The following is a 10,727-nucleotide window of genomic DNA, read 5'->3' on the forward strand; positions in this document are numbered from 1 at the left end:
GCGCCCGCCCCCTCGGCCCGCCGGCCGCCCGCCGCGGCGCGGCAGGACGTCTTGCCGAGGTCGACGGCGAGGATCACCCCACCATCCTTCATCACCCGCCGCGCGAGCGGCTACGTGTCGAACTCGATGGGCAGGCTCGTCGGGCCGCTCAGGCTCACCATCGGCTTCCACGGAACCGGTCCGGCGGTGCGCGGGTTCAACAGCCGGCTCGCGATGACGTTCAGCGCTTCGGCGATCTCGCGCCGGGCCAGGTTGGCGCCCAGGCAGTAGTGCACGCCGCCACCGAAGGTCAGGATCGGCGGCGCCCCGTCGCGCGTGATGTCGACGCGGTCCGGGTCGTCGTAGACCGACGGATCACGGTTGGCCGCAGCGGTATTCACCAGGACCGTCGTGCCGGCGGGGAAAAGGTAGCCGTCAAGTTCGGCGTCCTCAGCCAGCAGGCGAAGGGTCCCGCACGCGATCGGCGAGTGGCGCATGGTCTCCTCGACCGCGCGCATCGCCAGCGCCGGCTGCTCCTTGAGCAACCCCCATTGCTCCGGGTGCTCGCAGAGGACATGCACCGACGCGGCCACCTGATTGCGGGTGGTGTCCGTGCCGGCCAGCAGCAGGCCGCCCGCCATCATGCGCAATTCGGCGGCGCTGAGCCGATCGCCGTCATCCTCGGCGCGAATCAGGTCGGACAGCAGGTCATCGGTGAGGCTGTGCCGGCGCCGGGCGATCATGTCGTCGACGTAGTCGTCGAGCTCGCCCCAGGCGTGCATCACGACCGGCTCGACATCGCGGAGGTCGACGGTGAAGCTGAAGGCCTTGAAGACGTCGTCCGCCCACGCGGAAAACCGTTGCCAATCCTCGCGTGGCGCGCCCAGCAACGCGCAGATGATCGGGACCGGGTAGGGGCGGGCCAGGTCGGTCACGACGTCGCAGCGGCCCGCGGCCGCGACCTGATCGACCAGTTCGTTCATCACGGCGACCATGGTGTCGTGCAGGCGCAGGGTCGCCCGCGGCGTGAACGCCTTCGAGGCCAGGCCGCGCACCCGCTGGTGGGTGTCGCCCTCCATGCACAACAGGCTGTTGACCACCTTGTCCCACAGCGGGCCCGAACTGATGCCCTGGCTGAGCATGTTCAGTCCGGGCGGGATCTGGAACCGGGGGTCGCGCAGCACGGAACGCACCAGGCGGTAAGAGAGCACCTCGGGGCCGAACGGCCCCATCGCGACGGGAGCCTGCCGTTGCGCCGCTTGCAACCGGGGATAGACCTCGGCGGGGGTTTCCTCGGCGGCGTACTCCAGCGTCGGCAGATCGGCATCGAAAACGCTTGTGGGAGCGGCACCGACGGTCATGACGGTCTCCTCGCGGCAATTTTCACACACCGTATGGCCAGGCTCGGTGACTGTCAACGATGTCGGGGCCGCCGCGCGTTGTCGCCATACACGTACGAGAAAATGTGTAGCCGCTCAGTGGACGGTCTTGCGGGTGGCTCGTTGCTGCGGCCATCGCATCGACCAACGCGCGCAGGACTCGGCCCGAGCGCGTCCGGCCGTAGAATTGGGGCATCGAACGTTTGCAGGCCACAGCCACGCCCACCGCGCTTCCGCCCGGGCCCCGGCTTCCCGGGTGGATGCAGGCGGCGTTGAGCCTGCGAGGGGGGCCGCGCTTCGTGGCCGCCTGTGCACGCCGATATGGCCGCATTTTCACGCTCCGGATCGCGTCGATCGGCACCCTGGTGTATTTGGCCGATCCCACCGACATCAAGAAGGTATTCGCCGGTGACCCGCGAATTTTCCATGCCGGCGAAGCAAATTCGCTATTGAGCGGGTTGCTCGGCGACACCTCGATATTGGTGATCGACGACGGCGCGCATGCCGAACGGCGTCGCCTGATGTCGGCGCCCTTCCATCGCGAGGCGGTCGCGCGCCAAGCCGCGCTGATGGCCGAGATCGCCGCGGAGAACATCGCCGGGTGGCCGGTGGGCAGAGGCTTCGCGGCGCTGCCCAAGATGTCCGAAATCACGCTCGAGGTGATTCTGCGGACGGTCATCGGCGCCACGGACCCGGCCCGGCTCGCCGCGCTGCGTGAGGTCATGCCGCGACTGCTCAAGGTCGGTCCGTGGGCGACGGCCGCGCTGGTGAACCCGAAGCTGCTGCGCCACTGGCCGTGGCGGGGACTGCGCCGTCGAATCGCGGCGGCGGACCGCCTGCTCTACGCCGAAATCGCCGACCGTCGTGCCGACCCAAATCTGGCCACCAGCACCGCCGTGCTGGCGATGCTGGTGCGCGACGGCCAAATGACCGACCGCGAACTGCGCGATCAGCTCATCACGCTGTTGGTGGCCGGGCACGACACCACCGCCACCGGACTGTCCTGGGCGCTTGAACGGCTGACCCGCCACCCGGACGCGCTGGCCAAGGCGGTGCGGGCGGCCGAAACCAGTGCGGCGGGCGACCCGGCCGGCGACGAATATCTCGACGCGGTGGCGAAGGAGACGTTGCGGGTCCGGCCGCCGGTGTTCGACGTGGGCCGCGTGCTCACCGAGCCCATCGAGCTGGCCGGCTACCGCCTGCCGGCCGGGGTCTTGGTGGCGCCCGGGATGGTGCTCGTGCACGGTAGCGACGCCGTGTACCCGGATGCCGGCCGATTCGACCCGGATCGGATGGTGGGCGCCACGCTGGGCCCGGCGACGTGGTTTCCGTTCGGCGGCGGCAACCGACGCTGCCTCGGGGCCGGGTTCGCCATGGTCGAGATGCGCGTGGTGTTGCGCGAGATCCTGCGCCGGGTCGAGCTGAGCACCACCACCGCGACCGGCGAACGGCAGCAGCTCAAGCACGTCATCCTGGTGCCGCGCCGCGGCGCGCGCATCACCGTGGCGGCGATGAGGGACGTCGCAACTGCGACAACGGGCCACCGGGGGGCCGCGGGCGGTTAGCCGCGTCGAACACCGCGGACCAGCAGTGAGCCGATCAGCACGACCGCGAACACGCCGCCGGTGATTCCCGAAACGAGCAGCGGCAGTTGGCCGTTCGGACCCCACGACAAGCCCGCCCACAACCCCGCCACCAGGACGGCCATCCCGGTGCCGGCCTGGAAAACGCCCTGCGCGCTGGCCTGACGCTCCTGGCCGACCAGCCCGGAAATCCAGGCCTTCCCGACGCCGTCGGTGCACCCGGTGAACAAACCGTACGCCCCAATCAGCAGCCATGCCGTCACGAGGTCGGTGGTCAGCCCCAGCCCGGTGTAGCCGATCGCGAAGAACGCCAGACCGAGCCCGAACAAGGCCGGTCGGCCGACGCGGTCGGCGAGCGACCCGGCCGGGTAGCTGGCCAGGGCGTACACCGCGTTGTATCCGACGTACGCGAGAATCACCTGAGCGACCGAGAAGCCAATCTCGTTGAGCCGCAACAGCAACAGCGCGTCCGGAAAATTCACCACGCTGAAGGCCACGAGCAGTGCGGTCACCCGCCAGTACGGCCGCGGCAACGCGCGCACGCCGGCCCACAGGGACTGCCGCTGCGGCCGCGGGCCGTGACGGCCGCGCTCGCGCACCAGAAAGACCAGTGCCACGCTCAGCACTGCCGGCACGATCGCGACATACAGCAGCGGCGGGATTCGGTGGTCGAGCAGCTCGTAGCCCGCCAGCCCCAGCAGCGGACCGACGACGGCGCCCAAGGTGTCCATCGCGCGGTGGAAGCCGAAAGCCCGGCCGCGCACAGCCTCGTCCACATCGTCGACCAGCAGCGCGTCGCGCGGCGCGTCCCGGATGCCCTTGCCGAGCCGGTCCACAACGCGGCCCGCAAGCACGCCCGGCCACGCCGCGGCCACCGCGATGATCACCTTGCCGAGCGCCGCCATGCCGTAACCGGCGGCGATCAACGGGCGCCGCTGGAATCGGTCACCCAGCGGGCCCGAGGCGAGCTTCGCCAGCGAGGCCGCGCCCTCGGCCACGCCCTCGACCGCTCCCACCACTGACGCGGGCGCACCCAGCACGGCCGTGAGGTAGATCGGCAACAGCGGATACAACAGCTCACTGGCGGTGTCCTGCAGGAACGAGACCCCGGACAGCACCCGAACGTTACGGGTGAGCCAGGCGGGCCGCGAGCGCCCCGGCCGGAGGACTTCCTGTGTCACGGTCGCCAGCGTAGGGGAGGCGCTCAGTCCGCTCCGCGCAGCCGCACCATCCGGGTCGTCGAGCTCTCGTCCAATTCGACGACGTCCGACCGCGACCGCAGGAAATCGCTGAATGACTTGAAACCCAAAGACTTCTCGCTGAACGACGGGTCCATCCGCTTCATTTGCGCCTTCACCGCCGAGTTGTGCAGCCACTCGACGTCGTCCTTCTCGAGACCGATCTGCAGCGCGCGCGTCAGCAGCGCGGTCGCGGTGACCTGCGGGTCGGGCGGCTCCTCCGGCTCCTCGCGCGCTTCCGGCCTGGATCGTGCGGTGCGTCTCTTCGGCTTGCCTGCCTCGGCGTCGGCGTCGGCGGCCCCGGGTTCGGGCTCGAGCACCGGGACCCCCGGCAGCGCGTCGTAGATGACGAACTCGTCGCAGGCGGCCGCCAGCGCCCGGCTCGACGAGCCGGCCACCCCGATGCCGACGACGTACCGTCCGAGCCTCTTGCAGCGCTGCGCCAGCGGGATGTAGTCCGAGTCGCCCGCCACGATCACCACGTGGGTCAGATCGGGCAGCCGAAACATGTCCTCGACCGCGTCGACGGCCAGCCGGATGTCGGCGCCATTCTTGCCGTAGGCCGCCGCCGGGAACAGCTGCACCAGGTCGACCGCGCGGGCCACCAGCTGTCCGCGATACCCGGCGTTGACGTCCGCCGACCAGTCGGCGTAGGCGCGGGTGAGCACCAGCGTCCCGAACGACGACGCGAAGTCGATGATCGCGCCGACGTCGACGGTGGCCCGCGCCCGCCGCTCGGGGAACTTCTCGAGTCCGCCGGCCTTGTCCCGCTGGAACGAGTTACGCCCGTTCACCTGGTCGTACCGCGAGATCACGATGTTGTCGAAGTCGAGGTAGACCGCCACACGGGCAGCGCCTGGTTCGGTCATGCCCTCAGTCTTGTCCGACGCCGGGATGCAAAGAACAGCACCCCGGTTATATACCGTAGTCGGGGAGGCCGAAGTCGTCGATTACGGTGCTGGCGAAAAGCCTTGCCAGGGGAGCGAAGTTCATGGTGCGCATCGCGACGATGCGGAACCACAGGCCCAAGCGGGTCCTCGTCGCGAAGAACGGAATGTTTTTCTCCGCACCGGATTGCTTGGCCTTGATGAAGGGACGCAGGCGCGCCTCGTAGGCATCGAAGGCCCGGCGGTGGTCGGCGCCGGCCCGCGCCAGTTCGCCGGCCAGCACGTAGGCCTCAGTGATCGCCAGACCGGTGCCCTCGCCGCCCAGCAGCGAAATGCACGCGGCCGCATCGCCGATCAGCAGCGTCCGGCCACGTGACCAGCGCTCCATGCGGATCTGGCTGACAACGTCGAAGTACAGGTCTTGGACACCGTCGAGTGTGGCCAGGATCTCCCGGCTTTCCCAGCCGACGTCACGGAACTCGTTGCGCAGCTGGTCTTTTGGCGCCGCGGCGGTGCCGTCGCTCGGCGCGCGAAAGATGAACAGGAACATGGTGCGGTCGTCGCGCAGGGCGCAACGTGACAGTTGGTGCCCGGGGGTGGCGTACATGACGTAGACCAACTCGTCGCGGGGCCGGTAGCCGTCGACCACGCACGCCGCGACCTTGCAGCCGAGGTAGTGCTCGTAATCCCGCTCCGGCCCGAAGGCGAGCCGCCGCACGTTCGAGTGCAGCCCGTCGGCGCCGATGACCAAGTCGAAATCGCGCGGCGCGCCCCTCTCGAAGGCGAGCCGGACACCGTCGTCGTGCTCGTCGAGGGCGGCGATGCTGTCACCGAAGATCGTTTCGACCTTGTCCTCGATGGTGGCGTAGATCGCGGCGGCCAGGTCGCCGCGGGGCAGGCTGGTGAAGTCGTGGCCGAGCATGCGGCGAAAGACCTTGACGTCCACGTCCGCCTTGACCTCGCCGCGGGAGCCGACGGAGTGCAGCCGCTGGATCTCGTATCCGGCGGCGCGGACCTGGTCTTCGATGCCCATGCGTTTGGCCACCTGGTAGCCGACGCCCCAGAAGTCGATCATGTAGCCGCCGGTGCGGAATCTGGGTGCCTGCTCGATCACCGTCGGAGTGTGGCCCGTGCGATGCAGCCAGTGGGCAAGCGCCGCCCCCGCCACGCCGGCACCGCTGATGGCAATCCTCATGGTGGCTCTACGTTCGCACCCACTGCCAGGCGGCGTCCAGCCGTTCGCGGTCATAGGTTCGCAACTCACCGCTCATCAGCAGCGACGCGGCGACGTTGACGCACCATTGCTCCCACCGTGGCGCGCCGACCACGGCGACCTTGTCGAAGTGGTTGCGGTGCTTGACGTCAAAGACCGTATTGGCCCAGGCGGCGCGCGGGCCCCAGCCACGGAAGGGCTCGTCCAGCAGGAACAGCACCTTCAGCGTGTCGAAACGGCCAAGCAGGGTTTGCACCGCGGGCGCCAGCGCCTCGCGGTAGTCGCCCACGGTGAGTTTGCCCGTCGCGCGCAGGCCCAGCACGTCCCCGGCGCTGCAGGGCATGACTTCGATCATCGCTTCTCCCCTCGCACGTAGCCTGCGAACAGCTCGTCGGCAACGGTGTCCAATTCGGGCGGGGCGTCGATGGTTACGACGAACGCGTCCGGGTGCTCCTCGCTGGCGAAACGCAGGAAGGGGCAGCATCGCCGTTCACCGCGAACGAATTCGCGCGCCTGGGCGGCCGCCTCCGGGCGGTACTCCAGTCGTATTCGGTGGCCGTCGCGGTGGTAGCCGATCAGCGCGGTCGCATTGAGTTCTTGAATCCACGCGATCCGGGCGGCGTGTTCGTCCGCCGTGAGCGTGCAGGCGAGCTCCACCGGTTCGTCAGCTGCGGTCATGCCTCCAGCGTCGTCCTTCAAGTGGGTTGAGGGTCAAGGGCGAGAGCGGGACCATGGGGTTATGGCTCTCAAGATCGGCGATCTCGCCGAGATGACCCGAACCACCGCGCCGACGATCCGGTACTACGAGGAGATCGGTCTGCTGCCCAGCCCGAGGCGGGTGGGCGGTCAGCGTCGGTACGACGGCGACGACGTGCGACGGCTGACGTTCATTCGGCGCTGTCGTGACTTCGGTTTCCCGGTCGAGCAGGTCCGAAGCCTCGTCGAGTTGACTCAGGACGACGACCGCTCCTGCCTCGAGGCCCGCTGCTTGGCCGAGACCCACCTGGCGGCGCTACGGGCGAAGCTCGAGGAGATGCACGCACTCGAACGCGGCATCGCAGGGCTGATCGAGACCGCGAAGGACGACTGCGCCGGCGGTCCTGGCTCGGAATGCGAAGTGCTGGAACGGCTTTGCTGCCCCGGATAGGGGGTTTCGGGGTGCTGCCGCGGATTTTCGATGACATCCTTCAGGTGACGCAGCTCGGTGCGGGGCAGCCGCCCTGGTAGTCGACCTGCCAGTGCTTGATGCCGTTGATGAACGACGATCGCAGCCGCTCGGGTTTCCCGGTCGGGGCCAAATCGGGCAGGTGGTCGGCGATCGCGTTGAACATCACGTCGATCGTCAGGCGCGCCAGGTTGGCGCCGATGCAGTAGTGGGCGCCGGTGCCACCGAACCCGAGGTGCGGGTTGGGGCTGCGCAAGACGTTGAACGTGTACGGGTCGTCGAAGACTTCTTCGTCGAAGTTGGCCGAGCGGTAGAACAGCACCACCCGCTGGCCCTTGCCGATCGGCACGCCGCCGAGCTCGGTGTCCGCCAGCGCTGTGCGCTGAAACGCCGTGATCGGGGTGGCCCAGCGGATGATCTCGTCGGCCGCGGTCTTGGGCCGTTGTGCCTTGTACAGCTCCCACTGATCGGGGTGGTCGGCGAAGGCCATCATGCCCTGCGTGATGGAGTTGCGCGTCGTCTCGTTGCCGGCGATGCCCAGCGTGACCACGAACATGCCGAACTCGGCGTCGGACAGGCGCTGGCCGTCGGCGTCGGCCTGGACGAGCGTCGTGACGATGTCATCGCCAGGGTCCTCGGCCTTGCGGGCCGCCAATTGCGTTGCGTACCACATCAACTCGCCGGCGGCCGTCAGGGAGTCGGATTCGGCGAACTCCGGGTCGTCGCCGCCGATCATCTTGTTGGACCAGTCGAACAGCTTCTCGTGGTCCTCTTCGGGCACCCCGAGCAGGCGTGCGATGGCATGCAGGGGCAGCTCGCAGGCCACCTGGCGGACGAAGTCGCCCGATCCGGCCGCCGCGGCCTCGGCGGCGATGCGCCCCGCGCGCTCGCCGAGGTCGGCGCGCAGCCGCTCGATCGCGCGCGGTGCGAAGGCGCGCGAGACGATCTTGCGCAGCCGGCTGTGTTCGGGATCGTCCATCATGATCATCGACGCGCGGCCCGCCTCGATCTGCCCGGCCGCCACCTCTTCCCGATAGCGCGGCACGATCGACTTCTCGGCCGACGAGAAGACGTCGCTGCGCAGCGAGACCTCGCGGATGTCGCGGTGCTTGGTCACCACCCAGTAGCCGCCGTCGCCGAATCCGCCCTGACCGGGCGGCTGGTCGTTCCACCAGATCGGTGCCGTCGCGCGCAGCTCGGCCAGCTCCCGCACCGGAAGCCGGTCGGCGTAGATGTCGGGGTCGGTGAAATCGAATCCCGGCGGGAGCTTCGGAGTGCCCATGGGCAGATGTTAGCCGCGCCGGCACCTGGGAGAACGCAAGAATTTCGCAAGAAATCGGCGAACATCCGGCAAGCGGCGTGCGGCAACGTGAGCGCATGTACACGACCGATGCCCCGAAGTGGGTCGTCGCGGGCGCCGTTCTTGCGGGCGGGGTTGCGGCGGTGGGTGCGGGGCCGGTCACCGCGACCGCCCGCGCGGACGATGACCACTGCTCGTCACGAACGGGGTGCTACCACGGCCCCGGGATGCGCTGGTGTCCGGGCGATTACGTGTGGCCGGGGCTGAGGGCCACGGGGTGGGACTTGAACGTGTGCGACGTCTACCACGAGCAGTGTCCGCCCGGCTATTACGGCGGTTGCCCCGACAACATCGTCGAGGGACCCCCGCCGCCGCCACCACCGCCCGCCTTCCGTACGCGGGAGGAATGCGAACGAGTGCTCGGATTCGTCTGCGCGTTCGCGCCCTAGCACGGAGAACACCAAATGCGATGCGTTCGAACGAGAATCACGGCAATCATCGCGGCAGGCCTGTTGGGTGCCGCGATCCTGACCGGGACTCCCGGCCACGCCGAGGTGACCGCGCAGCCCGCGTTGAGCCACTTCCATCCCCTGCAGCCACCGCCCGGCGCGCCCACCGACGCCAGGTCGGAGGTGCAAGAGTTGCTGCGGCAGACCTCCGAACTGGACGACCAATGGAACGGTCTCGACCCCGCGCAGCGAAACCAGCGGCTAACGGCGCTGCAGCAGCAGGCCACCACCGTTCAAAATGACGTCAACAACCTTCCCCCCGACCAAAAGCCTGAGGTGCAGGGGATGCTGACGCTGGCGGTCGTCCGGCTGGCCGACGTCCTCGGGAAAATGCGGGCCGCGTCGTGAGGTTCAACTCGCGACCGGGCTCGGCACGTTCGGGTTGTCGCGGGCGCCCAGGTTGGTGGCCGCAGTGGTGATCGCGCGCTCGATCTGGCGAAGCGCGTGCACCGCGGTGAGAAACCGCCGGGTATCGGGCCGCGGTGCGCCCCCGCCGTCCTGCTGCCGGGCCAGGGTCTCGGCGGTGTCGAGGTCGTCGGTCACCGGCACGATCGTCGGCGCGTGTGCACCGCCGATGGCCGCAACCAGCGCATCGATGTTCCGCTGCGTCTGCGCGGCGGCCGACATGAACGCGTCGGCCAGCTCGGGCGAGGAGCCGGCCGCGTCCTGGTACTGCTCGGCGCTGCGCGCCAAGCTTCTCCCGTACCGATCGCACGCGGCGAAGATCCGCAGGCCGCGCCGGATGCTGCGCCGCCCGGCGAGCCCGGCGACCCCGGCCAACAGCGGCTTGGCGCTGATCCGGAACTGCTGCAGCGTCCGGTCGAGCTGGCGGGCCTGCTCGGTCGGGCTCGCGGTCTCCTCCTCACCGAACATGGTGGCCGTGGAGACCTCGATCAGCGCCGACAGTGCCGTCAGGAAGGTGCGGGTGTCGTTCCGGATGGTGGTCCGAGTGTTGGTCGGCAGCACCAGGATTGCCACGGTCACACCGATGACGGCACCGATCGCGGTTTCCTCGATGCGCAGCATCAGCACGCCGAACGAGAATTGGCCCAGCAGCCCGTACAGCAGCGCCAGCATCGTGGTGATCCAGAACGTCATCAGGCTGTAGGTGACGCTCATGAAATAGAAGGCGCAGAACAGGCACACGAAGATCGCGATCAGCGCGGCGCTCGTGTCCCCGGCGAACAGCGTGGCCACCAGCACCCCGCAGGGCACGCCCAGGATGGTGCCCAGCAGCCGCTGCCAACCCTTGGTCAGGGTTTCACCCCAGGAGTTCGTGCCCGCGAAGATCACGAACGCCGCAATCACCGCCCAATACCAGCGCGCCGGCGACACCAGCTCACCGGTGACGATGGCCAGCGACGCGGCGACGGTCACCTGGATGGCTTGGCGGGTGGTCGGCCGCAGCCCCTCCTCGGCGGCGTCGTCCGGGGCCGCAGCTTCCGGCGCGGGGGGCGGCACGCTCTCGTCGTCC

The 10,727-nt window shown here is 69.0% G+C and carries 12 protein-coding genes; 4 read left to right on the plus strand and 8 right to left on the minus strand.

From position 1 onward, the window contains the following. Window positions 1-110: 110 nt before the first annotated feature. The gene (locus tag BN4348_RS08345) at window positions 111-1,340 is read right to left on the minus strand and encodes a cytochrome P450 (RefSeq protein WP_066907110.1); all 1,230 of its coding nucleotides are present in this window, start codon (window positions 1,338-1,340) and stop codon (window positions 111-113) included. Between the two features lie 221 nt (window positions 1,341-1,561). Here BN4348_RS08345 and BN4348_RS08460 point away from each other — a divergent pair, with 221 nt between their 5' ends. Beyond that, entirely contained in the window at window positions 1,562-2,923 is a 1,362-nt protein-coding gene (locus BN4348_RS08460) for a cytochrome P450 (RefSeq protein ID WP_066907081.1), read from the plus strand. Here BN4348_RS08460 and BN4348_RS08470 read toward each other — a convergent pair. From BN4348_RS08470 to BN4348_RS09785, 5 genes are read right to left on the minus strand one after another with little or no spacing between them, the layout of a single operon-like run. Then, entirely contained in the window at window positions 2,920-4,122 is a 1,203-nt protein-coding gene (locus tag BN4348_RS08470) for an MFS transporter (protein WP_066907084.1), read from the minus strand. The two genes, BN4348_RS08460 and BN4348_RS08470, sit on opposite strands and share 4 nt — an antisense overlap. 23 nt (window positions 4,123-4,145) lie before the next feature. Next, window positions 4,146-5,048: an NYN domain-containing protein gene (locus BN4348_RS09160; RefSeq protein ID WP_066907087.1), complete on the minus strand. Its 903-nt coding sequence runs from the start codon at window positions 5,046-5,048 to the stop codon at window positions 4,146-4,148. Window positions 5,049-5,094: 46 nt separating this feature from the next. Then, window positions 5,095-6,261: an FAD-binding domain gene (locus BN4348_RS09665; RefSeq protein ID WP_066907090.1), complete on the minus strand. Its 1,167-nt coding sequence runs from the start codon at window positions 6,259-6,261 to the stop codon at window positions 5,095-5,097. Window positions 6,262-6,268: 7 nt separating this feature from the next. Continuing rightward, on the minus strand, window positions 6,269-6,634 hold the full coding sequence (locus BN4348_RS09720; protein WP_066907093.1) for a SpoIIAA family protein: 366 nt from the start codon (window positions 6,632-6,634) through the stop codon (window positions 6,269-6,271). Further along, window positions 6,631-6,957 (minus strand): hypothetical protein, encoded by a 327-nt coding sequence (locus tag BN4348_RS09785; RefSeq protein ID WP_066907096.1) that lies wholly within the window; start codon window positions 6,955-6,957, stop codon window positions 6,631-6,633. Before BN4348_RS09785 ends, BN4348_RS09720 begins: the two co-directional genes overlap by 4 nt. 61 nt (window positions 6,958-7,018) lie before the next feature. Between BN4348_RS09785 and BN4348_RS09810 the strand changes: the two genes are divergently transcribed. Next, window positions 7,019-7,426 carry a MerR family transcriptional regulator gene (locus BN4348_RS09810; protein WP_066907099.1) on the plus strand — a complete coding sequence of 136 codons (408 nt, stop codon included), beginning with the start codon at window positions 7,019-7,021 and terminating at the stop codon, window positions 7,424-7,426. 40 nt (window positions 7,427-7,466) lie between these two features. Here the strand turns inward: BN4348_RS09810 and BN4348_RS09995 are convergent, their stop codons facing one another. Next, window positions 7,467-8,726 carry a cytochrome P450 gene (locus BN4348_RS09995; protein ID WP_066907102.1) on the minus strand — a complete coding sequence of 420 codons (1,260 nt, stop codon included), beginning with the start codon at window positions 8,724-8,726 and terminating at the stop codon, window positions 7,467-7,469. Between the two features lie 95 nt (window positions 8,727-8,821). Here BN4348_RS09995 and BN4348_RS10060 point away from each other — a divergent pair, with 95 nt between their 5' ends. Both BN4348_RS10060 and BN4348_RS10110 read left to right on the plus strand, forming a co-directional pair. Continuing rightward, on the plus strand, window positions 8,822-9,193 hold the full coding sequence (locus BN4348_RS10060) for a hypothetical protein (protein WP_142308604.1): 372 nt from the start codon (window positions 8,822-8,824) through the stop codon (window positions 9,191-9,193). Window positions 9,194-9,256: 63 nt separating this feature from the next. Continuing rightward, window positions 9,257-9,601, plus strand: a complete 345-nt coding sequence (locus BN4348_RS10110) for a hypothetical protein (protein ID WP_066907107.1) — start codon at window positions 9,257-9,259, stop codon at window positions 9,599-9,601. Window positions 9,602-9,604: 3 nt separating this feature from the next. Here the strand turns inward: BN4348_RS10110 and BN4348_RS10115 are convergent. After that, a partial coding sequence (locus BN4348_RS10115; RefSeq protein WP_142308626.1) for an FUSC family protein occupies window positions 9,605-10,727 on the minus strand: 1,123 nt, incomplete at its 5' end.

The sequence above is a fragment of the Mycobacterium interjectum genome, from assembly GCF_900078675.2.
Classification (GTDB): domain Bacteria; phylum Actinomycetota; class Actinomycetes; order Mycobacteriales; family Mycobacteriaceae; genus Mycobacterium; species Mycobacterium interjectum.